Origin of the sequence: Amycolatopsis speibonae (assembly GCF_042647925.1) — a bacterium.
GTDB lineage: Bacteria > Actinomycetota > Actinomycetes > Mycobacteriales > Pseudonocardiaceae > Amycolatopsis > Amycolatopsis speibonae.
This window is the reverse complement of sequence record NZ_JBHRWK010000021.1, coordinates 1-21059: the sequence shown is the minus strand read 5'-3', so window position 1 is coordinate 21059 and position 21059 is coordinate 1. Positions and strand designations below refer to the sequence as shown.

Genomic DNA, 21059 nt, shown 5'->3' with positions numbered 1-21059 from the left:
CCCATCTGTGCACCCGTCGGAGCCGAGGCTCGCACAACAAGGAATGGCTCGACGAGTGTGGCTTTCACCGCGCATCCGCGGTGAAAGCCACAACTCACCGAATTCACTTGAGGCGTACCGGAAGACTCGTGTGCCCGTTCGAAATGAACGACGGCATCTTCTCCAGTTCGGAGACCTCCGTCGCCAGGGCCAGATCGGGGAACCGTTCGAACAGCGCCGGAAGTGCGAGTTCCGCCTCCAGTCGCGCCAAGGGCGCACCGAGGCAGTAGTGCACCCCGTGCCCGAACGACAGGTGCTGACTCTTCGACTCCCGCGAAAGCCGGAACTCGTCCGCGTCGGAACCGTGCGCCTCGGGCGAGCGGCCCGCTGCCGCGTACGAAGCCAGGATCGCCTCGCCCGCCTTGATGTGCACCCCGTCGATCTCGATGTCCTCCACCGCGTACCGCAGCGGAAGGTTCGCGATCGGCGCCTGCCACCGCATGGTCTCGTCGATCACCTCGGCCCAGGTGTGCTCCCCGGAGCGCACCTTCGCCAGCTCCTCCGGATGCGTCAGCAGCGCCAGGATCGCGTGGTGCAGCAGGTTCACCGTGGTCTCGTGCCCGGCCGAGATCATCAGGATCAGCGTGTCGATCAGCTCGGCCTCCTCCAGCACCGAACCGTCCTCGTCCCGCGCGGCGATCAGGCCGCTGGCGAGGTCATCACCGGGGTTCTCCCGCCCGTTCGCCACCAGCTGCCCGAGAATCCCGTACATCAGCACGCCGTTCGCCTGCGCCTCTTCGGCGCTGAGCGAGGTGTTGAACACCCCGTCCACCGCGCGCCGCAGCTCCGGCCGGTGTTCCTCGGGCACGCCGAACAGCTGGCAGATCACCTCGATCGGCAGCGGATAGGCGAAATTCTCCCTCAGGTCCACCGAATCCGGCCCGGCGGCGAGCCGGTCCAGCAGGCCGGTGGTCAGCTGCTCGACCCACGGCCGCAGTGCTTCCACCCGGCGCGGGGTGAACGCCTTCGACACCAGCGAACGCAGCCGCCGGTGGTCGCCGCCGTAAGCGGTGAACATGTTCTGCACCGAGACCCAGATCCGCAGCGGCCAGTCCCCGGGGATCTCACCGTCGCGGTAGGCCGCCCAGTGCAGGTTCGGGTTCTTCGACACCCGCGGGTCGGCCAGCAGTTTCCGCAGCAGTTCCGGCTGGGTTACTGACCACGCCACCACTTCGCCAGGGAGTTCCACCAGCGTCGCGGCTCCGCGGGCGCGGAGTTCGGCGCCTTCGGTATGGATGTCACGGCCGTTGGGATCGAGGACGAACGGACTGGCTGGTGCCATGGGTGCTCTCCTGTCTGGTCGGGAACGGGGGTGACCGGTGCGACGACGGGGGTGAACAGGACCGGGAGACCGGCCAGCGCGCGGTGGAACGGGCCCGGCCGCCAGCGCAGTTCGGCGTCCGGCACAGCCAGGCGCAGATCCGGCAGCGCGTCGAGCAGGGTCTCGATGGCGGTGGTGGCGATCAGCCGCGCCGGGCCCTGCGCCGGGCAGGAGTGCACCCCGGCGCTCCAGGCGATGTGCGCCCGGTTGCCGGCCCGCTGGGCCTCGCCCAGCTCGGGATCGGTGTTGGCGGCGGCGAAACTGATCACCACGGGCTCGTCGGGCGGCAGACGCGCGCCCATCAGGTCTGCCGCCGGATAGGGGTAACCGGCGGAGTAGTTGGCCATCGGCGGGTCGCTCCAGAGGATCTCCTCCAGCGCGTCCTCCACGTGCAGGCTGCCGCCTGCCAGGTCCCCGGCGAAGCGCTCGTCCACCAGCAGCAGCCGCAGCCCGTTCGCGATCAGGTTCTGCTGCGGTTCGGTGCCCGCGCCCATCAGCAGCACCAGCTGGTGAAGCATCTCCTCGTCGGTCAGCCGTGAGGGATGCGCCATCATCCACGAGGGCACGTCCTGGCTCGGCTGCCGCCGCTTGAGCGCCAGCAGGTCCAGCATGGCCGCGGTCAGCTCGGCGTTGGCGCGCTCCGGGTCCACCATGTCGAAGATCCCGCGCATCCCCGCGGTGAGCCGCTCGCCCAGCTCCGGCGGGCAGCCGAAGAGGTGGTTGAACACCTGCAGGGAAAGGGTTCCGGCGTACTCGGTGAGCAGGTCCGCCCGGCCGTTCCGGGAGAACCTCGCGATCAGCTCCCGCGCGGCCTTCTCCACGTAGCCCAGAAGGGCGTGCGGGTTCACCCGCGAGATGCTGTCGGTGACCGCGCTGCGGTAGCGCGCGTGCTCCGCGCCGTCGGTGAACAGGCAGTTCGGCCGGTAGCCCATCATCGGCATCACCGGGTTGTCCGGCGGCTGATTGGCCTGCCAGCGGCGCGGGTCCCGCGGATAGGTCTGCGGGGAGCGCAGCACGTCCAGCGCGGCCTCGTAGCTCAGCACCAGGCTCGCGTTCACCCCCGGCGCCAGCTCGACCGGCGCGACGTGGCCGTGTTCCTTGCGCATCCGCGCGTAGACCCCCGCCGGGTTCGCGGCGAACTCCTCGTCGTAGAGCGAGGTGCGCGTGGCATGAGCGGGGCAACCGGGGGGCGGGGTGGCGGGAAGGGTCACGGATGCTCCTGGCGGACGGGAGTGAACAGGTAGTCGACCAGGCTGATCAGCGCCGAGGCAGCGGACGCGCGATCGCGGGCGTCACAGGTGACCAGCCGGGTCTGGGGTAGCAGATCGAGCGCCTCGCGCAGCTCGGCCTCGGGGAAACGCGGCGCGCCGTCGAACTGGTTGACCGCCACCGCGTAGGGCAGGTCCAGTTCCTCCAGCAGGCCCATCACGTCGAAGGAGTCCTGCAGGCGGCTGGGATCGACCAGCACCAGCGCCCCGAGCGCGCCGTGGGCCAGGTCCTTCCACATCTGCGTGAACCGCTGCTGCCCCGGGGCACCGAAGAGGTAGAGCACCACTTCGTCGCTCAGTGTCAGGCGTCCGAAGTCCATGGCCACCGTCGTGGTGTCCTTGCCGCGCACGCCGGACAGGTCGTCGACCAGTGCGCCCGCCTGGGTCATCCGCTCCTCGGTGCGCAGCGGGCGGATCTCCGAGATCGTGCCGACGAAGGTGGTCTTCCCCACCGCGAACGGGCCGACGATGAGGATCTTCACCGAGGTCCGGACCGTGGCGGGAACGTATCGGTCAGGTGAGAGCACGGAGGCCATCGAGTACCTTCTGCAGGAGTTGCTGGTCGGGGACTTCGGTCTCGCGCACCGCGGCCCGTGCTTCGATGTGCCCGCTGTCGAGCAGGTCCGACAACAGCACCTTGGTGACGCTGGTGGGCAGCTTGAGATGCGCCGCCACCTCCGCGACGGCCAACGCGCCGCCCCGGCACAGCTCCATCACCCGCCGCTTTTCCGGGCTCAGCCCGGTCACCGGCGCCCAGGTGGCCAGCACCACGGTGGCCACGTCCAGGGAGTTGCGGGTCGGATGGGCCCGGCCCTCGGTGACCACGTGCGGCCGGACCAGCGCCCGTTCTCGCCGCTGCCCGCTCATGCCGGGTTGCCAGGTCCCTCGGTCGGGAAGCGCGGTGGCGCGGTGAGTTCCTGGCCGAGTCTTTGCACCAGCTCTTGCAATCGCGAGGAAACGCCCTCGATGTCCACCCGCCCGGTGGTGGACACCGCGACGTAGGCGCCCTGTCCGGCGGAGGTCAGGAAGACGAACCCGCCTTCGAATTCGATCAGCGTCTGCCGCCACTGCTCCGGCGGCTGACGGCAGAACTCGCCGGTGGCGCGGGCGAGCGACTGGAGCCCGGAGACCGCGGCGGCGGTGCGTTCGGCGTCCTCCACGGTGATTCCCTGCGAATGGGCCATCAGCAGGCCGTCGGCCGAGAGCAGCACCGCGGAGATGGTCTCCGGCATCTGCAGGGCCTGGTCGAGCATCCAGCCCAACCGGTTGTTGGTGGTGACGGAGCTGCTCACTGGAAATCCCTTTCGTCATCGGTGGAAGAAGCGCGGCCCTGGCGGGTGCCGCGCTGCCAGGCCGTGGCCGTGGCGACCGGGCTGTGGTTCACCGGGGACTCGGCCGGTTCCGGCGCGGCGGGCGGCTGCACCGGAACCGACAACGTGGTGGTGGCCGCCCCGGCCACCGGGGCGCGTCGGCGACGGCGGGGCAGGCCGTGCGCGGTGGTGCCCAGTTCCTCGGCCGGTTCGGCCGGCTGTGGTTCCGGCGCGGGAACGCGCAAGTGCGGGGTCGGGCTGGGGGTGATCGCGGCCGGGCTGGCAGGCGCGGCCAGCGACGGGACTTCCTGCGGCGCCGGGACGGCGGCGCGGGTGAGCAGCTCGCTCGGCAGGAACAGCACCGCGCGCACCCCGCCGAAGGGCGAGCGCATGTCCACCGAGACACGGAAGCCGTAGCGGCGGGAAAGCACGCCGATGACGGCGAACCCGATCCGCGGCGGCACACCGAGCGCGGCGATGTCCTGACCGCCGTGGCCTTCCAGCAGCCAGCCCGCGCGCTGCACCGCTTCCACCGTCATGCCGACCCCGGCGTCGTCGATGACGATCGCCAGCCCGTTGTGCGCCTGCTGGAAGCTGACATGCACCGGCGAACCGGGCTGCGAGTGGCGGGCGCCGTTGTCCAGCAACTCGGCCACCGCGAGCACCACCGGTTCCACGGCCTGGCTGACCACCGCGGTGTCCGAAGGCGCCGGGATCTGCACGCGCACGTAGTCGCGGATGCGGCCGGTGGCTCCGCGCACCACGTCGGTCAGGGTCGCGGCGGAGCGCTGCAGGCCCGGCCACGAACCGCAGAGCACGGCGGTCGCCTGGGCGCGGCGGCCCAGCTGCGAGTTCGCGTGGTCCAGGCCGAGCAGACCGTCGAGCACGTCGGGATCGTCGTGGTGCTCCTCCATCGCCGAGATCAGCACCTGCTGCTCCCCCGCGAGGTTCTGCACCGTGCGCATCATCGCGCGCAGGGTGGCGGCGGCGGATTCGGCGGCGTCGCGGCGGGTCTGGCCGGTCAGCTCGCTGATCGCCACCAGCAGTTCGCGGTGGGGGTCCTCGCCGTTGAAGGCACGCAAGGGGCCGGGCACGGTCACGGCCTGGTTGGTCTGCGCCTCGACGATCGCAGGCAACCGCCTGTGCAGCAGGTGCCGGCCCTCCTCCTCACGGGCGCGGAGTTCGGCCAGCAACTGCTCACCACGACGGCCGGTGTTGACGGTGACCCGGCGCTGGCGCACCAGAAGCAGCGCGAAGGCCGCGGCGAGCAGCGAGACGCAGACCAGCGCTGCCGTCAGCAGGGGGTACTCCATGAAATCCTCACGATCGACAGGGCAAGGACGCCTGGGCCGAGCCGGGGGATCATGCGGCAGCTCCACGGCAGCGGGGATCGAAGGACGTCATCAGCAGCGAGTACCGTAGCGCAAACACGCCGTGAGCGGCAGCCGCTTCCCGCGAGAAAAGTGGTTCTGTGCAGGGCGGCCGCGTTCGCGGTCATCGACGCCCACCACGACTCGGGCATCCGGCCGGAGTACCCGGAACGTGGGTGGCGATCGGAAGCCTGAGCCGCCGCACCGTGTGCTCGTGTGCGACGACCAAGCCCTCATGCGAGGCGGTTCGCGCATGCTCATCGAGAGCGCGGACGACCTCTTTTCGGTCAGCGGAAGAGACGGAAGAACCCGCGCACCTGCTCGATCAGCGACTCCGGCTGTTCCAGGGCGGCGAAGTGGCCGCCTCGCGGCAGTTCCTCGAACCAGCGCAGGTCGGTGAACCGCAGTTCGGCTTCCCGCCGTGAGGGGCGGGTGATGTCGCGTGGGTAGACCGACAGTCCGGATGGCGCGGTCACCTTGTCCCGGAAGTCGGCGAAGCTCTCCCAGTACAGGCGTGCCGATGACGTGGCCGACGCGGTGAACCAGTAGACCGAGATTTCGTCGAGGATCTTCTGCCGCGGCAACGTGTCCTCGGGGTGGCCGTTGTTGTCCGTCCAGGCCCGGAACTTCTCGGCGATCCAGGCGGCCTGGCCCGCCGGGGAGTCGGTGAGGCCGTAGCCGAGGGTCTGCGGGCGGGTCGCCTGGATCGCCGAGTATCCCCGGCCGGTGCGCTGGAACTCTTTTTCGGATTGGAGGTTCGCCAGTTCGGCGGGTGTCGGGTCGTCGAAGGTGCCCGCCGCCACGGACCCCAGGTTCAGGTGGACGCCGGCGACCCGCTCGGGTGCCACCTCGCCCAGCGCGCCGGACACCGCCGAACCCCAGTCACCGCCCTGCGCGCCGTACCGGTGGTATCCCAGCGAGACCATCAACGTGTCCCAGGCGCGCGCGATGCGCGTGACACCCCATCCGGCCGTCGACGGTTTGTCACTCCAGCCGTACCCGGGCAGGGACGGCGCGACTACGTGGAACGCGTCCGCCGGATCCCCGCCGTGTGCGCGCGGATCGGTCAGCGGGCCGAGGACGTCCAGGAACTCCAGCACCGAGCCCGGCCACCCGTGGGTGAGCACGAGCGGGAACGCGTCCGGCTCCGGCGAACGGAGATGCAGGAAATGGAGGCCCAGCCCGTCGACCGTGTCGCGGTACTGCGGGAAAGCGTTGAGCCGCTCGGCGAACCCGAAGTCGTAGTCCTCGGCCCAGCTGCGGCACAGCTCCTGCGCGTAAGCCAGCGGCACCCCCTGCGACCAGTCGCCCACCGGCTCGGGCTCGGGCCACCGCGTCCGTCGCAACCGGTCACGCAGATCCGCGATCTCGGCTTCGGTGACACTGACCTCGAACGGCTCTGCGGCCATAGCGGTGCTTCCTTCCTCGTTCAGGAGTGGTCGGCTCGGCGTATGTGCCGGGATCAGCCGGCCAGCCTGCGGAGCAAATTCTCCAGATCGCGTTCGCCCTCGCGGGTCTGGGCGCCGTGGGCCAGTCCGCCTCGGATCAACTGTTCGGCCGCGGGCCGGACGAACTGGCCCGCCCAAGCGTCGTGTTCGCGCAGGAGACCCTCGGCCAGATCAGCGGGAAGGACGGCGCGTTTGGCCGCGGCGACCACACCCTCGGGCAGTGCGGCGATGTTGCGGGCGAGGCGGTCGACGAAGTCGTCGAGTTCATCGGCGGGTACGGCCCGGTTGATCCAGCCGTAGCGTTCGGCGGTCCGCGCGTCGTGCAGGTCGGCGCCGAGCACCACCTCCAAAGCGCGGTTGCGGCCGATCCGATCGGCGAGGTACTGGGTGCCGCCGCCCCCGGGGACGATGCCCATGAGGGCCTCGACCTGGCCGATCCCGGCGCGACCGAGCGCCGCGAACGTCATGTCCGCCGCCGTGACGAACTCCGCCCCTCCGCCGCGGGCCAGGCCGGCGAGCTTGACGATCGTCACCTGGGGCTGGTGCCGGAGCAACTCCCCGAGGGCCTGGAAGACGTTGACACCGTCGGGTGTGTCGGCCGCGAACTCGTCGAAGGCGTCCGGCGCGTCGACGAGTGTCATGTCGACGTGGGCGATGAAGAAGTCCGGATCGGCGCTGTCGAACACGATCACCCGGACCGAGTCGTCGTCCCGCAGCCCGGTCAACAGCCGCCGGAGGTCGGCCATGAGGGCGACGTCCAGGACGTTGACGGGTGGGTTGTCGAGGGTGACACGGGCGATGCCCGCCTCATGGCTCACTCGCAGGGTCGCGTAGGCGTCGTGGTGCACGAAAGAAATCTCCGATCGGTATCTGTCAGGCAGCTAAGTTCCTGATGTATACCTAGACTGAAGCGGCGGGAGACCAGCGTCAATAACGCACTTTCGGCATCGTAAGGATCGTGGAGGATACCGACATGGACGCTCCCGGCACGGACACGGACGTCGTCTACCGGGCCGACTGCCCCAGTCGCCCGATCCTCGACCAGATCGCCGACAAGTGGTCGATGATGGTGATGACCGTCCTCGACAGGCCCCGCCGGTTCAACGAAATCAAACGCCGCCTCGAAGGTGTGACCCAGCGGGTCCTGACCCAGACCCTGCGCCGCCTGGAACGCAACGGGATGATCGAACGGCGCGTGCTGCCGACCTCACCGGTCGGAGTCGAGTACTCCCTCACCCCGCTCGGCGAATCCCTGCGCGCACCCTTCGGTCACTTGTACGACTGGACGACCTCCCACGCGGACGAGATCCAGAACTGCCAGCAGAGCTACGACCAGCGTCGTCAGGCCGAACGAACGTAGGCGCTCGTTCGAATCAGTTGACGGCGCGGTCCTTGTCGTAGTGGGACCGGCCGATCCCATGAGCAGGCGGCTCGCGTGACCGCCCGCAGCTACCTCGGTGCTTGCCCCGGATTGTCCGGCTCCCGCTCAGATCCGGCTGTTTTGCTTGGCGGGCAAGGTGTTTCGGGTGCGGGTGGCGAGGCCGACGGCTCGGCCGGCGATATTGCGCAGCGCCAGCCCGTGCCGGGTTCGCGGAACGAGCAGCGTGGCGACGAGGCTGACGCGCCGATGTCTCGGGTCCACCTGCCGCCGGTGCTTCGCCTCGTAGGCCTGGAAGGCTCGCGCATGGTCACCGGGATGCGCCGCGAGCGCTTCGGCCAGCGTGTGTGCGCCGGCCATCGCCATGCTCGACCCGTCGCCGAGCAGGGCTACCGCCGATGCCGCGTCGCCGAGCAATGCCACGCGGCCGCGCGACCACTTGTCCATCCGCACGTTGGCGAGCGGATCGAAAAAGGGCGCGGGGTGGTTCTGGTACGCCTCGACCAGCTCGGGGCTTCGCCAGCCGATTCCCGCATACGCCTCGGCCACCATGCGCTTGTGGAGCGCGGTGTCATGGCGGTCGTAGCCGGGCACCCGTCCTGCACGGAAGGTGAACATCGCGAGCGGCTTCCCCCGGGACGGGTGGAGGGTGAGCATCCGGCCGGGCGCGGTCAGCATCACCGCCACCTCCGGGTCATCGAGCGCACCGGGCTCCACCGGCACCGTCGCGCCGTACATGCCCAGGCCGGTCGTGAACCGCTCCGCCGGTCCGAAGACCAGGCGGCGCACCGGGGAATGGATGCCATCCGCGCCGACGAGCAGGTCGAAACGGCGCGGCGGTGACCGGCGGAAGGTGACCTCGACCCCCGATCGGTCCTGCCGGAGGCCGGTGATCGTGTCGTCGAAGAGGAACTCCGCGTCGTCGCGCGCTGCCCGGTGGAGCACCATGGACAGATCGGATCGGGTTACTTCGACCGACCGCGGGGAAGTCGTCGGGACCCGGAGGAGCTGCCGCCCGGCCGGATCGAGGAGCGAAAGGACACTCGATCCGGTGGCGACCTCGCGCAACCGCGTGAGGATGCCCATACTCCTGGCGACGGTCAGCGCCGGTTCCTTGACGACTACGGCGCTGCCGCCGGACCTCAGCTCTTTGGCCTGCTCGACGACCGTCGGCCGATACCCGTGCCGGGCCAGCCAGTAGGCGAGAGCGGGACCGGCGATACCGGCACCGTGGATCAGGACGCGAGAAGGCGTCATGGCCGCAACCTTTCCGAAGAGGGAAGCGACGAGCGCCGCAGGCAGGCTTCGTGCGCAAGCGAAGCCCGGGGCGGTTACCACGCACTCTCAGGTACGCCGTTCGTCGTACCTGCAGTCAAGCACGGCCGTCAGGTACGATGCAAGACGTACCTGAAAGAGGTGAGGCGATGACCGGGCCAGGTCCGGCCGAAGACGATGCCGGGAACGCCGATCTGGGCACGGTGTTCCGCGCGCTCGCCGACGAGCATCGCCGCACCGTGATCGCAGAACTGGCGGCGGACGGGAGCGACCGCGAGCGCACCTGCAACTCGTTCGATCTCCCGGTGTCCAAGCAGACGCAGACGCACCACTTCCGGGTTTTGCGCGAGGCCGGCCTCATCCACGAGATCAATTACGGGAACCGGAAGGGAATCCGGTTGCGCCGGGCGGAAATCGACCGCAGGCTCCCCGGCCTGCTCGACTTGCTGACAGCGGAGCGCCGCGACACGCGGGCGTGACCGCTCTGCCCGGAACCTGGTCAGCCTGGCTGATCGCCGACCCAGCCACCTTGCTGTTCGGCGGCGTCCACATCGGACTCCGCCGTCGCGGTATGGGCGAGCGCGGCCACGGTCTCCTCCAGCCCCCGTTGAACATCCTCGTCGGCGGCGTCACGAACGCTGTGCAAGGTCACCGAAAGGCGGCACGCGGCAGGGCCGGCATCCTCGATCGACAACTCCCCTTCGTACTCATGCGGCCCCCGGGAACCCCAGCGCAGCGAGCGATCGCCCTCCTCGACTTTCAGCCACGCCTCCCCTTCCACGTGCTCACCATGAACCTCGGCCTCGACATGGACGGCGTCGCCGCCCTCAGGCTCAGCCCGGCTCATCTGCGGAAAGTAATGAGGCAGATTGCTCGGCTCGCGCAGGTACGCGAACAAGTCTGAAGCGGGCATGTCGATGGTGGCGGTGTGCCGGTAGTCGGTCATGCCCACGCATACCCGGCGTCACCGCTCCGAAACACCGTGCAGCCGCGGTCGTTCGGTCGTGTGTTCCTGACGCAGAAGGTCGACGACACCTCCGACGAGGCAGCTTGCGCTGACGATGCCCCTGGTCTCATCCTTGCCGCGGGGAGGTCTCATGGTCGGTGGCGTGCTCGCCGTGGTGTTCGCCGCTGCCGCGATCTGGTTCTTCTTCCGCGGCCGCCGTGACCGCGGACTTCCCCCGGAGGCCGTCGACCGGCTCCTGCAGACCGCACCTTTGCTCCACGATCGCTTTTCGGCGCCTACGGCCGATCCGTTCACCGAGCGGCTGCGCGGCTTGCTGGACTGTGTCGCCGTCGGCATCACGGACCCCAGCGGCGACCTCATGAGCTGGAACGGTGCAGCCAACCATCACCGCGCCGATCTTGTCTCCCCCATCACCTCCGTCCTCAGTGACCACCAGAAGGCCGTCTTGACGCACGACGACCTTCCGAACTCGTCCTGCCGGTGCGAAATGGGCGCCACGGTACTCGTCCCGCTGATCGTCGACGGCGATCCCGAGGGAGTACTGATCGTGATCGCCAAGAGCCCCGATCGACAGTTCAGCCTGATGGTCGACGTCGTGGCGAAGTTCGTCTGTATCCAACTCGATCTCGGGCGCCGCGACGAGCCCGCACACGCTCTCCAAGTCGCCGAGATCAAGGCACTCCGAGCGCAGATCTCCCCGCACTTCGTCTACAACGCCCTCAACGGGATCTCGGGCTTGATCCAGACTGACCCCGATACGGCCCAGGAGCTCTTGCAGGATTTCGCCGACTTCGCCCGGTACTCCTTCCGCACGTCCGGCACGTTCACCACCCTGGCCGAGGAGATTCGGAACATCGATCGATACCTGGCGATCGAAGCGGCCCTCTATGCCGGGAGGATCGGCGTCCGGATGAAGATCGCACCCGAGGTGCTGAATGTGGTGATGCCGTTCCTCGTCCTGCAGCCCCTGGTGGAGAACGCGATCAAACACGGGCTGGCCCGCAAGCCCGGCGGTGGCACTGTCACCATCACCGCGAACGACGACGGCGGCGAAGCGGAGATCTGCGTGGAAGACGACGGTCTCGGCATGGATCCCAGACTGCTCGAGTCCGTGAGCGGCCGGCACATCGGCCTCGGCAACGTCAACGCCCGGATGCGGCAGACTTTCGGCAGTGGATACGCCCTGATGGTCGAAACCGCGGAGGGCGCGGGGACCAAGGTGACCCTACGGCTGCCGAAGTTCATGCCCGGCGTGCCGCGGAATCCGAAGGAGTGAGAATGGCCCCTGGGTTGCGAGTACTGGCAGTGGACGACATGCCCGCCGCGCTCGACCGGATCTGCCGATTGCTGCGCGAAAGCCCGGACGTCACCGAGGTCTGCGCCGCGGAGGACCCCCTCAGCGCGCTGAAGATGATCCAGGCCGCGCACTTTGACGCGGTCTTCATCGACATCTCGATGCCCGGTATGAACGGCATCGACATGGGCGGGCTCCTGGCGAAGCTCACCGACCCACCCGTGATCGTGTTCGTGACCGCCTACGACGAACACGCCGCCGACGCCTACGACCTCGGAGCTGTCGACTATCTCCGTAAACCGGCCAGCCCCGACCGGGTCGCCGCCGCACTGAGGCGAGTGATCAGAATTCTTCCCTCCACCGAACCGGCACGATCCCTCGTCCCGGACTCCTTGGCCGCGGTACCGGTGGAGTCGCGAGGACGCACGCGGTACATCAAGCGCCGCGAGGTCGTCTTCGTCGAAGCCTGCCGGGACACCGTCAAGCTTCACACCTTCTCCGGCATCCATCCGGCACGGATGTCCATCTCTCAGCTAGCCGAGTCCTGGGAGGACGCCGGCTTCGTGCGCACCCATCGCAGCTTCCTCGCCGCCATCGGCGCGATCACCGAATTGCGGAGCGACCCCACCGGAGGCCTGGTGGCGCACACAGAACTCGGCGACGTTCCGATCAGCAGGCGACACGCTCGAACCGTACGAGAGCGTCTGTTCCGCGCGGCGAACACCGAAGACCCCGATCACTGACCGCTCCGCCGGCCTCGCGGCACCAGGTCATGCACGGCGACCGCTCGTCAGTCCCTTCGTACCGCTGGTTGACCGCTGGTCGAACATCCATGGTCAGAAGTCCGCGGGCGATACCACCGGCACAAGCGGCTTCATAGCCTGGCATCGACCGTCAGACAGCCGGCGCTTCCGGCAGGAGAACAGACAGGACTGGAAGTGCCGAACATTTCTACGGCCGCGATCATTCTGGTGGCAGTACTTTCCGTGTTCTGCTTGACCGCACTCACCCTCCACCTGACCATCGGGGCCAGGGACGGATACTTCAAGGTCAAGTTCGGGCCGTTCTTGTTCGAGTACGGCGCACGTCCCGGCACGAGCGACGCCGGACCGGAATCGAACGAGCAACTTTCGAACTCGGCCGAGAATCGGCTGACCGACACGACCACGCCTCACGCACCTGCACCATAGTCGCCGCCTCCTGGGAAATCCTGACCCGTGGCAAGGACGAGTATTTCGAGATCGAACGCAGCGAAGACGACTACGAACGGATACGGGCGTCGCCGCCGGTCTCGATGGGAGACTGGTGGGCGTCGCGCACTACTTGTTCCACGCCAGCATCCGGTACTCCGGGAAGCGCCACCTGGCGGACCTGTTCGTCGATCCTCGAGTTCGACGCCGAGGAACACGGTTTCCCCAGCCTCTACTGGAACACCCTTGAAGACGCGCCCGCACGAGCGCTTTACGGCAAGATCGGCAAATTCCACAAAGGACTCATTAACTACGCCTACCAGCGCGACTCCAACCCATCGCCTGCTCTCGCCGGCACAGGATGACAGCGTGGCTATCCGGAGATATTGAGGGATAAGGCAAACGTGTCGGAGCTGACGAAGGGGACTTTCGCCGCATCGCACACGCCCACAGAGAACACCGCGGGTCATCCCTTACCGCGGGCCCCAGGGCGGATCGCGTCGATCAGCATGTGCACGAGTTGCTCCACACTGACCTGCCACTTGTCTTTCGCCAGATGACCGCTGAGTTCCATGCCCGCGATGCCGTGCGCACTCGACATCAGCAGCGCGCCGTACCGAGGCGCGTCGGACTCGCCGACCATGTCCGCGACCAGGGCCAGGAAAACGCCCTCAAGACGGCCCGCGGCCTCCAGGGCGGCAGGCGTGTCGGCCGGAGTGCTGAACATCAGCGCGTACCGGTGCGGCCGACGGCGGGCGACGTCGATCAGCGCCAGGATGGCCCGCTCCAGCCGTATGTCCGAAGTGGACTCAAGGTTCGCCCGAAGGTGCTCGACGTCGTCCGCCAGGGAACTCCACGTATTGATGGCGAGCTGGGCCAGCAGATGCTCCTTGTTCTCGAAGTGCCCGTAGGGCGCACCTCGTGAGACTCCGGCCCGAGCTCCGACCGCGCGCAGGGTCACCGCGTCAGGACCACCCTGGTCGAGCAGCCCGGAAGCAGCGCGGACAAGAGCTTGCCGCGTCGCCTCGGCGGTCTCGGTGCGTGTCACACCGGCCACTCTAGTTGACAGTGTCATCCGAACTGGGCAGGCTGTTTCACATGACAGTGTCACATGAGTTGCCCGACCTGACGGGCCGCACCATCGTCGTCACCGGGACGACCTCCGGCCTCGGCCTCGCCCTCTCCGGCGCGCTGGCGGCGGCCGGCGCCCGGATCCTGATGACCGTTCGCGACGCCGAGCGGGGAGCGGCGGCCGTCGACCAGGTGCGAGCCGGGATCGACGGCACCGGCTCGGCCGAACCCGTTCTCCTCGACCTGGCCGACCTCTCCTCGGTACGGGCCGCCGCCACGGAAATCCGGGAACGCACCGGGAACCGGGTCGACGTGCTGATCAACAACGCGGCGGTATCGCTGGGGCCGCACAGCCGGACCCGGGACGGGTTCGAGCTGCAGATCGGCACCAATCACCTCGGACCGGCCGCGCTGACCTGGCTGCTGATGCCCGCGCTGCGGGCCGCCGGAGACCTCGGGCGACCCGCCCGGGTCGTGACGACGTCCAGCCTCGGCCACCGCACCGGCGGACTCGACCTCGCCGACCTGCATTGGGAGCGCCGACGCTACTCGCCGACCCGCGCCTACGGAGCCTCCAAACTCGCGAACCTCCTGTTCGCCGCGGAGCTCGATCGGCGGCTGCGCACCAACGGCGACCCGGTGTCGTCGATCGCCGCTCACCCGGGACTGACGACGTCACAGCTGCTGACCAACTCCCTGGCCCGCAGGAGCACGTGGAGGTCCCGCCTTCTCGTGCTGCCGGACCGCTACCTCTCGCAGCCGGTCGCCGCCGGTATCGCACCCCAGCTCACCGCCGCCACCGGACCGGTCGATGGCGGCGACTACCTGGGCCCGACCGGACCGTTCGAGATCCGCGGCCCGGCCGGTCCGGCACGCCGTTCGGCGGCCGCCGAGGACCGAGGGCTCGCGAACGAGCTCTGGCGGATCACGAGCGCCGCCACCGGGGTCACTCCAGACCCCGGGCCCGCGGTCCGCACCTGACCGCGAGCTCGCGGCCGGTTCAGCTGACGAAGCCCGCCGATTTGAGCCAGTCGTGGGCGACCGTGGCGGCCTTCTGGCCGTCGACGCTGACCTTCTTGTTCAGGTCCGTGAGCGTCGCGGTGTCGAGCTTCGCGGCGATCGGCGCGAAGACCTGCTCCAGCTGCGGGTATTTCTGGGCGATCGGAGTGGCGATCGCGATCGCGGGGTTGTAGGTCGGGAAGAAGTGCTTGTCGTCCTCGAGCACGGTGAGGTTCTGCCCCGCCACGCGCCCGTCGGTGGAGGCGACCGAGCCGAAGCCGCAGGGGTCCCCCTTGCCGATGCTCGGGTAGACGACGGCGTCGTTGAGCAGGTGCACCTGCGGGTCGGGCAGGGTGAACCCGTAGGTCTTCGCCAGGCCGGGGAACCCGTCGTCCCGGCTCTTGAACTCCGGGCCCATACAGGTCGAGGCCGCGGCCGGGTCCCGCTTCACCAGGGCCGCGTAGTCGGACAGCGTCTTGACGCCGGTCCGGGCCAGTGTCGCCGCGTTGCCGGCGAGGGCGTAGGTGTCGTTGGCCGGCGAGCGGGCCCACCAGGTGACGCCGTTGGCGATGTCGGCCTGCTTGACCGCGTCGTACTGCGCCTGCGGGTCGCTGATCGGCTTGGTCTGGTTGAGATAGCTGATCCAGGCGGTGCCGGTGTACTCCCAATACAGGTCGACAGCGCCGCTGGTGAGCGCCTGGCGGACGTTGCTCGAACCGGTGATGTTGGTCTTGTCCTGCGGGCTCGCCCCGGCCGCCTGCAGTGCGACGAGGGCGATCTGGCCGAGCAGCAGCTGCTCGTCGAACTCCTTGGAGCTGACACGGATCTGGGCGCCGTTCAGCGCGTCGATCTTCTTGATGGATCCCGCGCCCACCTGGGCACCGGTCTCGTCCTTGCCGATCGTGCAGCCGGCCGCGAGCGACGCTGACGCGACGAGCGCGAGCACAACGGCTGTCGTGCGCTGGAGCATCCGCATGGGTTGGTCCTCCTTGAAGTCGGTCGAGCTACCTGCCGCGCGGGTGCAGGACCTCCTCGGCGACCAGCCCCAGCCAGTCGACGAAGAGCGCCAGCGCGGCGACGATGATGCCGAAGGTCAGGCTCAGGATCGGGCGGTACAGCCCGATCCCGGCGACAAGCCCGCCGCCGAGACCGCCGCCGTCGACGAACGTCGCCAGCGTCGCGCTCGCGACGGTGAGCACCAGCGCGGTCCGGATCCCGGCGAGGATCACCGGGACGGCCAGCGGCAGTTCGATCCGCCACAGGATGGCCGTCTTGCCCATGCCCATGCCGCGCGCGGCGTCGACGAGGGTCGGGTCGACGCCGTCGAGCCCGACGATCGTGTTGCGCAGCACCGGCAAGGTCGCGTAGACGACGAGCGCCGTCACCGCCGTCGCGGTGCCCGTGCCCATCCAGAGCGCGAGCAGCACGACGAGCCCGATCGACGGGATCGCCTGGCCTAGGTTGCCCAGCCCCAGCCCGATGGGCCGGGCCCAGCGGGCGCCGGCGCGGGTGAGCAGGACGCCGAGCGGGAGGGCGATGGCGATCGTGCACGCCGTCGAGATCAGGGTGAGCCGCAGGTGCTCGCCCAGTTCGGTGAAGATCGCGCCGGGGTTGAGAAAACGCTGTTCGATCGAGTCGATCGGATGCGCACGCACGATCAAGTAGAGCGCCAGCAAGGCGAGGGTCAACAGGACCGGGCGCACCAGCAGCCCGAGCCGGCGCCGGCGAGGCCGTGCGGGCACCGCGCTGTCCGGACCCGGGTCAGGCGCCTCCTCGACGTCCGGGATCGCGGGCGCCTCGTCGGTGGGCTTGAGCGCCGCGACGAGACCGGACACGTCGCACACCCCCAGCGGCTGCGCGGTGCCGTCCTCGGTGACCACGACCGCGGTGCTGCCGGTCCGCACCATCACGTCCAGCACGTCCCGCAGGGTGGCGTCGGGCCGGACCGGAGGCAGGCTCTCCGGCCCGGTCGCCGGCCTGAGGTCCAGGTCTCCCACCCGGATCAGCGCGAGCCGCTTCAGGTTCCGCTTCGAGCCGACGAAGCTCGCGACGTAGTCGTCCGCCGGCGCGGCGAGAATCGCCTGAGGCGTGTCGTACTGCGCGATCACCGACCGCGGCCGCAGCACGGCGATCCGGTCGCCGACCTTCAGCGCCTCGTCGAAGTCGTGCGTGACGAACACGATCGTCTTGCGCACTTCCCGTTGCAGGCGAAGGAATTCGTCCTGCAGCCGGGCGCGCGTGATCGGGTCGGTGGAGCCGAACGGCTCGTCCATCAGCATGACCGGCGGGTCCGCGGCCATCGCCCGCGCCACCCCGACGCGCTGCTGCTGACCACCGGAAAGCTCACGCGGGTACCGGATGCCGTGCTCGCGGGTCAGGCCGACGACGTCGAGCAGTTCGCGCACGCGGCCCGCGATGCGTTGCCGAGTCCAGCCGAGCACCCTCGGCACCACGCCGATGTTGGCGTCCACCCGCAGGTGCGGGAAGAGCCCGATCTGCTGGATGACGTAGCCGGTGTTGCGCCGGTGCTCGTCGAGGTCGAGCGCCGACACGTCGGTGCCGCCGATCGTGACGACACCCGCGGTGGGCTCGACGAGCCGGTTGATCATCCGCATGGTGGTCGTCTTGCCGCATCCCGACGGACCGGTCAGCACGACGATCTCACCCGCCGGGATGCGCATCGTCAGGTTTTCGACCGCCGGTACCGCTCGTCCGGGGTAGTGCTTGCCGACGTTCCGCAACTCGATCGTCTCGCCGCCCATTCCGGCCGCGCCCCCCGGCGTCGCCGGGTCCGCCGCTCGGAGGGCACGGGGACGCCGCCGGGTGGTCAGCTTGCCGACCACCACGAAGGCGAGGTCGAACAGCAGCGCCAGCACCATGATCCCGAGCGTTCCGGTGAGTACCTGGTTCAGCGAGTTGACCGAGCCGAACCGGCCGAGCCCGTCGAAGATCTCGTTGCCGAGGCCGGGACCTTTGACATACGCGCCGATGGCCGCGATACCGATCGTGATCTGCGTCGAGACCCGGATGCCGGAAAGGATCACCGGCCAGGCGAGCGGCAGGCGCACGCGGAACAGCAGCCGCACGCGGCCGAGCCCCATCCCGCGCGCCGCGTCCACCACGGCCGGGTCGACGCCACGCAGCCCGACGATCGTGTTGCGCGTGATCGGCAGGAGCGCGTAGAGCACCAGCGCGAACAGGACATTCGTCAGGCCCAGCCCGAACGGGCCGATCAGGATGCCCAGCAGCGCGATCGACGGAATGGTCAGGAACGCCGCCGTCGTCGTGGTCGCCATCGCGCCGAGCCATCGCCGCCGGTAGGTGAGCAGGCCGATCGTCATCCCGACCAGCACGGCCAGCGCCATCGCCGCCAACGTGAGATCCACGTGCAGGATCGCGTCGTTCACGACGTCGATCCAGTTCTCTCGGAGGTACTCCCACAGGCTCAGGGCGCCACTCCTCGACGTCGCAGGAAGAAAATCGCCGACCACGCCAGGTGCGGCCGGGTCCCAGCCCAACATGCCCGCGGGGCTCCTGTCCACAGCCCGACGTGAAGATCTCGGCCCGACGGCTACCGGCCCACCATCTCGTTCGTCCGGCCGGTCACCGCGTCGTGCAGCAGCGGCGCGTCGGGCGCGAGGTTGATCGAGTGCCCGTAGCCCGGCACCACGAACGTGCGCAGGTTCGCCTCGGGCGAGTAGTACGCGGCCTCGCCCTGCCGCAGGCTTTCCGCGCTGGAAGCCTCTGCCTGCTGTAGGGCAGCACCAAACCGATCACGACGGCGTCCACCATCTCGCCGGGCGCGATCAGGTCTTTGGTCGCCTCGTCCACGTCGATGACCTGCTGGTCGTACGGCCCGGGACGGTGGAAAGCGGCGTACCGCATGCCCGCCGCCGTGGTCAGATACCCCGGGTCCGGCAACGCCGGGGTCAACGCGGCCAGCGTGGGCTCCACCGTCAGCGGGGCGATCCGGTGGGTGAACCCGGTGATCACCACGCCGTCCGCGTCGTGGAAGGTGGCCGCCTCGATGATCGTGGTGGCCGATCCGAGCGAGTGCCCGACGAGGACGATCTTGTCGAACCCGGGGCCCGAGGTGCCCGTCCGCATCGCCTGGATGGCGTGGTGCACCGCGTTGGCCTGGGTGCTCGCGGACAGCAGCGCGCTCAACGGTTTGGAGCTGCGCCCCGAGCCGATCCGGTCCACCGCCAGGGTCGCGTACCCGGCGTTGTTCGCCGCCTTGCGGAACGATCGGGTCTCCGGCAGGCCGGATGTTCAGATCCTGGCAGGCCGCCTCGGTGGCGGACGCCCGCGCTGGGGTGAGCACCGTGCCGGCGCACAGCAAAGTCGCCGCCGCGGCGATGAGGCGACGCAAGAGCAAACGCACAAGAATCTCCATATTCCGTTGTGGGACAACTAATCCCTCGGGCGTACCGTCATCGGCATGCCGCGCGGGCAGGCGATGGTGGTGTACCGCACCCGGACCGGTCCGGCGGGCTCGAGACGCCACCGCGCGAAGATCGTCGCCGGCCCGACGACCACCTCGGCTCGGGCGAACAGGTGGCCGACGCACTCCCTGTTCCCGCCGCCGAACGGGATGAACACACCCGGCGGCAAGGACCGCACGCGATCGGTGGCCCAGCGGTCCGGGTCGAAGAGGTCCGGGTGGTCCCAGGACCGGGGGTCGGCGTGCAGGGCGAGCGGGCTGAACATCACCTCGTCGCCGGGCCGCAGCCGCACCGGGCCGAGGTCGATCTCCTGCTCGGTCCGGCGCATCAGGATCGACAACGCGTACATCCTCAGCACCTCGCTGACCACCTGACCGGTATAGACCAGTGCGGGCAGGTGGTCGAAGGTCACCTGACGCCCGCCCGGCACCTGGTCCACCTCGGCGAGCGCGTGGCCGACCAGCTGCTGGTCACCGTGGGCAGCGGCTGAAGTCCTTGCTGGCCGGGGAAAAAGCCCTCCTCGCCCGGTTCGGCGGCCCGGAGTTCGCGGTGCTGGTGGAGAACACGCCGGACACCCCGGACCCGGCGCGCTTGGTGCACGAGCTGCGCCAGGAGCTGGCCGAGCCGACCTATGTGGACGGTCACGGGCTGGCCCTGTCGGTCAGCGTCGGCGTGGTCAACCGGCCCACCCAGGACCACGAGGCCGCCGATCTGCTGCGCGAGTCCCACCAGGCACTGCGCCGGGCCAAGGCCAACGGGCACGGGCAATGGGCGCTGTCCCACCCCGAGCAGAACCGGCTGGACCGCGCGACCGACGCGCTGGCCGCGGTCATGCCGGGCGCCGTCGAGCAGGGGAAGTGCAGGTGCGGTACCGGCCGCTGGTGCGGCTGGCCGACGGCGCGGTGCACGGGGTGGAGGTGCTGCTCAGCTGGGCCCCGCCCGGGGTGGGCGCGCTGTCCGACCAGCGCTGCCGCCGCTTGGCCGAGACCACCGGACTGATGCTTCCGCTGGGCGAGTGGCTGCTGAGCACCGGCTGCCGGCAGGTGGGCTGGTGGCGGCAACGGCTGGACCGCGACCTGTGGCTGCTGCACAGTCTGAGCCCGCACCAGGCGGCCGACACGGACCTGCTCACCCGGGTGGTCGGCGTGCTGGAGGAGACGCGGTTCCCGGCCGAGCGGCTGCTGGTCGAGCTGCCCGTGCAGGCCCTGGCCGCCGACCTCGGCGAGACCAGGGACAACCTGCGGGCGCTGGCGGACCTGGGCGTGCGGCCGGTGATCAGCGTCCGCGGCCTGGGCGACGGCGCGCTGGCCGTGGTGGCCGACCTGCCGGTGCGCGGCGTGCGGCTGGACAACGGGCTGTTGGACGGTGGGCTGATGGACTCGCCGATGGCCGATCTGCTGCGGGAGTTGACGGGCTTGGCGGACCGGGTCGGCGCGGAAGTGATCGTGGACGGTCTGACCGCCGGGCGGGCGGGGTTCTGGCTGGCCGCCGGTGCCGAACTGGCGCTGGGTGACCACTACGGGGCGCCCTGCCGTCCGGACGAGCTGGCCGCCACTTTCGGCGACTCCGGTTGGCGGGCCCCCTAGTACTACAGCGGCAGTGAGGGATGTTTGTTGCGTTGTCGCTGGTAGTGGCTGTGGCGGGCGCGGGTTTGGTGGCGTCGTCGCCAGAGTGACCAGTGATC

The 21059-nt window shown here is 69.4% G+C and carries 22 protein-coding genes and 4 pseudogenes; 9 read left to right on the top strand and 17 right to left on the bottom strand.

The genetic code is table 11. From position 1 onward, the window contains the following. Positions 1–103 precede the first annotated feature (103 nt). The 8 genes from ACFOSH_RS15435 to ACFOSH_RS15400 all read right to left on the bottom strand — a co-directional run bounded on the left by ACFOSH_RS15435 (position 104) and on the right by ACFOSH_RS15400 (position 7604). Positions 104–1210, bottom strand: coding sequence for a cytochrome P450 family protein (locus ACFOSH_RS15435; protein WP_378239658.1), 1107 nt, complete (start codon positions 1208–1210; stop codon positions 104–106). Further along, the gene (locus ACFOSH_RS15430; RefSeq protein WP_378239565.1) at positions 1192–2571 is read right to left on the bottom strand and encodes a cytochrome P450; all 1380 of its coding nucleotides are present in this window, start codon (positions 2569–2571) and stop codon (positions 1192–1194) included. Before ACFOSH_RS15430 ends, ACFOSH_RS15435 begins: the two co-directional genes overlap by 19 nt. Next, positions 2568–3164, bottom strand: coding sequence for a GTP-binding protein (locus ACFOSH_RS15425; RefSeq protein ID WP_378239563.1), 597 nt, complete (start codon positions 3162–3164; stop codon positions 2568–2570). The genes ACFOSH_RS15430 and ACFOSH_RS15425 overlap by 4 nt, the downstream gene beginning before the upstream one ends. Then, entirely contained in the window at positions 3142–3495 is a 354-nt protein-coding gene (locus ACFOSH_RS15420) for a DUF742 domain-containing protein (RefSeq protein ID WP_378239562.1), read from the bottom strand. Before ACFOSH_RS15420 ends, ACFOSH_RS15425 begins: the two co-directional genes overlap by 23 nt. Beyond that, positions 3492–3920, bottom strand: coding sequence for a roadblock/LC7 domain-containing protein (locus ACFOSH_RS15415; protein WP_378239561.1), 429 nt, complete (start codon positions 3918–3920; stop codon positions 3492–3494). Before ACFOSH_RS15415 ends, ACFOSH_RS15420 begins: the two co-directional genes overlap by 4 nt. Continuing rightward, positions 3917–5251 (bottom strand): ATP-binding protein, encoded by a 1335-nt coding sequence (locus ACFOSH_RS15410; protein WP_378239560.1) that lies wholly within the window; start codon positions 5249–5251, stop codon positions 3917–3919. Before ACFOSH_RS15410 ends, ACFOSH_RS15415 begins: the two co-directional genes overlap by 4 nt. Before the next feature lie 344 nt (positions 5252–5595). After that, positions 5596–6717: an epoxide hydrolase family protein gene (locus ACFOSH_RS15405; RefSeq protein ID WP_378239559.1), complete on the bottom strand. Its 1122-nt coding sequence runs from the start codon at positions 6715–6717 to the stop codon at positions 5596–5598. 53 nt (positions 6718–6770) lie between these two features. Beyond that, positions 6771–7604, bottom strand: coding sequence for an enoyl-CoA hydratase/isomerase family protein (locus ACFOSH_RS15400; RefSeq protein ID WP_378239558.1), 834 nt, complete (start codon positions 7602–7604; stop codon positions 6771–6773). A gap of 125 nt (positions 7605–7729) precedes the next feature. Between ACFOSH_RS15400 and ACFOSH_RS15395 the strand changes: the two genes are divergently transcribed. Further along, the gene (locus ACFOSH_RS15395; RefSeq protein ID WP_378239657.1) at positions 7730–8116 is read left to right on the top strand and encodes a winged helix-turn-helix transcriptional regulator; all 387 of its coding nucleotides are present in this window, start codon (positions 7730–7732) and stop codon (positions 8114–8116) included. Between the two features lie 126 nt (positions 8117–8242). Here ACFOSH_RS15395 and ACFOSH_RS15390 read toward each other — a convergent pair whose 3' ends face one another. Further along, on the bottom strand, positions 8243–9391 hold the full coding sequence (locus ACFOSH_RS15390) for an FAD-dependent monooxygenase (RefSeq protein ID WP_378239557.1): 1149 nt from the start codon (positions 9389–9391) through the stop codon (positions 8243–8245). Positions 9392–9558: 167 nt separating this feature from the next. Here ACFOSH_RS15390 and ACFOSH_RS15385 point away from each other — a divergent pair, with 167 nt between their 5' ends. Next, positions 9559–9888, top strand: coding sequence for an ArsR/SmtB family transcription factor (locus ACFOSH_RS15385; RefSeq protein ID WP_378239556.1), 330 nt, complete (start codon positions 9559–9561; stop codon positions 9886–9888). Positions 9889–9908: 20 nt separating this feature from the next. Here ACFOSH_RS15385 and ACFOSH_RS15380 read toward each other — a convergent pair whose 3' ends face one another. After that, entirely contained in the window at positions 9909–10355 is a 447-nt protein-coding gene (locus tag ACFOSH_RS15380) for an SRPBCC family protein (protein ID WP_378239555.1), read from the bottom strand. A 151-nt stretch (positions 10356–10506) separates the two neighbouring features. Between ACFOSH_RS15380 and ACFOSH_RS15375 the strand changes: the two genes are divergently transcribed. From ACFOSH_RS15375 to ACFOSH_RS15365, 3 genes are all read left to right on the top strand, one after another. Further along, positions 10507–11652 (top strand): sensor histidine kinase, encoded by a 1146-nt coding sequence (locus ACFOSH_RS15375; protein WP_378239554.1) that lies wholly within the window; start codon positions 10507–10509, stop codon positions 11650–11652. Between the two features lie 2 nt (positions 11653–11654). Beyond that, entirely contained in the window at positions 11655–12413 is a 759-nt protein-coding gene (locus ACFOSH_RS15370; RefSeq protein ID WP_378239553.1) for a LytR/AlgR family response regulator transcription factor, read from the top strand. Between the two features lie 436 nt (positions 12414–12849). Continuing rightward, positions 12850–13110, top strand: coding sequence for a GNAT family N-acetyltransferase (locus ACFOSH_RS15365; protein ID WP_378239656.1), 261 nt, complete (start codon positions 12850–12852; stop codon positions 13108–13110). Between the two features lie 216 nt (positions 13111–13326). Here ACFOSH_RS15365 and ACFOSH_RS15360 read toward each other — a convergent pair whose 3' ends face one another. Next, a complete protein-coding gene (locus ACFOSH_RS15360) occupies positions 13327–13908 on the bottom strand; it encodes a TetR/AcrR family transcriptional regulator (RefSeq protein ID WP_378239552.1) in 582 nt (193 codons plus the stop codon). A 50-nt stretch (positions 13909–13958) separates the two neighbouring features. Here ACFOSH_RS15360 and ACFOSH_RS15355 point away from each other — a divergent pair, with 50 nt between their 5' ends. Continuing rightward, on the top strand, positions 13959–14912 hold the full coding sequence (locus ACFOSH_RS15355) for an SDR family NAD(P)-dependent oxidoreductase (RefSeq protein WP_378239551.1): 954 nt from the start codon (positions 13959–13961) through the stop codon (positions 14910–14912). 19 nt (positions 14913–14931) lie between these two features. Here the strand turns inward: ACFOSH_RS15355 and ACFOSH_RS15350 are convergent, their stop codons facing one another. The 5 genes and pseudogenes from ACFOSH_RS15350 to ACFOSH_RS15340 form a co-directional block, all read right to left on the bottom strand. Beyond that, positions 14932–15906, bottom strand: coding sequence for a glycine betaine ABC transporter substrate-binding protein (locus ACFOSH_RS15350; RefSeq protein WP_378239550.1), 975 nt, complete (start codon positions 15904–15906; stop codon positions 14932–14934). A gap of 28 nt (positions 15907–15934) precedes the next feature. Next, positions 15935–16405: pseudogene (locus ACFOSH_RS45110) on the bottom strand (ABC transporter permease); the annotation flags it as partial. A 492-nt stretch (positions 16406–16897) separates the two neighbouring features. Next, positions 16898–17692 (bottom strand): annotated as a pseudogene (locus ACFOSH_RS45105) (ABC transporter ATP-binding protein); the annotation flags it as partial. Positions 17693–17824: 132 nt separating this feature from the next. Next, a pseudogene (locus ACFOSH_RS45100) lies at positions 17825–18226 on the bottom strand (ABC transporter permease); the annotation flags it as partial. Positions 18227–18533: 307 nt separating this feature from the next. Then, positions 18534–19133, bottom strand: a complete 600-nt coding sequence (locus tag ACFOSH_RS15340) for an alpha/beta fold hydrolase (RefSeq protein WP_378239548.1) — start codon at positions 19131–19133, stop codon at positions 18534–18536. Between ACFOSH_RS15340 and ACFOSH_RS15335 the strand changes: the two genes are divergently transcribed. After that, a complete protein-coding gene (locus ACFOSH_RS15335; protein WP_378239667.1) occupies positions 19024–19347 on the top strand; it encodes a hypothetical protein in 324 nt (107 codons plus the stop codon). The two genes, ACFOSH_RS15340 and ACFOSH_RS15335, sit on opposite strands and share 110 nt — an antisense overlap. On the opposite strand, the gene ACFOSH_RS15330 is transcribed toward ACFOSH_RS15335, so the two are convergent. Continuing rightward, positions 19344–19814 carry a cytochrome P450 gene (locus ACFOSH_RS15330; protein ID WP_378239547.1) on the bottom strand — a complete coding sequence of 157 codons (471 nt, stop codon included), beginning with the start codon at positions 19812–19814 and terminating at the stop codon, positions 19344–19346. The two genes, ACFOSH_RS15335 and ACFOSH_RS15330, sit on opposite strands and share 4 nt — an antisense overlap. Here ACFOSH_RS15330 and ACFOSH_RS15325 point away from each other — a divergent pair. Both ACFOSH_RS15325 and ACFOSH_RS15320 read left to right on the top strand, forming a co-directional pair. Beyond that, positions 19763–20134, top strand: a pseudogene (locus ACFOSH_RS15325) (diguanylate cyclase domain-containing protein); the annotation flags it as partial. The gene ACFOSH_RS15330 and the pseudogene ACFOSH_RS15325 overlap by 52 nt on opposite strands. A gap of 104 nt (positions 20135–20238) precedes the next feature. After that, a complete protein-coding gene (locus tag ACFOSH_RS15320; RefSeq protein ID WP_378239545.1) occupies positions 20239–20961 on the top strand; it encodes an EAL domain-containing protein in 723 nt (240 codons plus the stop codon). Positions 20962–21059 lie beyond the last annotated feature (98 nt).

Excerpts from the sequence above, each read along its gene's own strand:
- ACFOSH_RS15420 (WP_378239562.1), bottom strand. The coding sequence starts at position 3,495 with ATGAGCGGGCAGCGGCGAGAACGGGCGCTGGTCCGGCCGCACGTGGTC.
- ACFOSH_RS15375 (WP_378239554.1), top strand. The coding sequence starts at position 10,507 with ATGGTCGGTGGCGTGCTCGCCGTGGTGTTCGCCGCTGCCGCGATCTGG.
- ACFOSH_RS15405 (WP_378239559.1), bottom strand. The coding sequence starts at position 6,717 with ATGGCCGCAGAGCCGTTCGAGGTCAGTGTCACCGAAGCCGAGATCGCG.
- ACFOSH_RS15380 (WP_378239555.1), bottom strand. The coding sequence starts at position 10,355 with ATGACCGACTACCGGCACACCGCCACCATCGACATGCCCGCTTCAGAC.
- ACFOSH_RS15370 (WP_378239553.1), top strand. The coding sequence starts at position 11,655 with ATGGCCCCTGGGTTGCGAGTACTGGCAGTGGACGACATGCCCGCCGCG.
- ACFOSH_RS15355 (WP_378239551.1), top strand. The coding sequence starts at position 13,959 with ATGACAGTGTCACATGAGTTGCCCGACCTGACGGGCCGCACCATCGTC.
- ACFOSH_RS15410 (WP_378239560.1), bottom strand. The coding sequence starts at position 5,251 with ATGGAGTACCCCCTGCTGACGGCAGCGCTGGTCTGCGTCTCGCTGCTC.
- ACFOSH_RS15390 (WP_378239557.1), bottom strand. The coding sequence starts at position 9,391 with ATGACGCCTTCTCGCGTCCTGATCCACGGTGCCGGTATCGCCGGTCCC.
- ACFOSH_RS15395 (WP_378239657.1), top strand. The coding sequence starts at position 7,730 with ATGGACGCTCCCGGCACGGACACGGACGTCGTCTACCGGGCCGACTGC.
- ACFOSH_RS15350 (WP_378239550.1), bottom strand. The coding sequence starts at position 15,906 with ATGCGGATGCTCCAGCGCACGACAGCCGTTGTGCTCGCGCTCGTCGCG.
- ACFOSH_RS15425 (WP_378239563.1), bottom strand. The coding sequence starts at position 3,164 with ATGGCCTCCGTGCTCTCACCTGACCGATACGTTCCCGCCACGGTCCGG.
- ACFOSH_RS15385 (WP_378239556.1), top strand. The coding sequence starts at position 9,559 with ATGACCGGGCCAGGTCCGGCCGAAGACGATGCCGGGAACGCCGATCTG.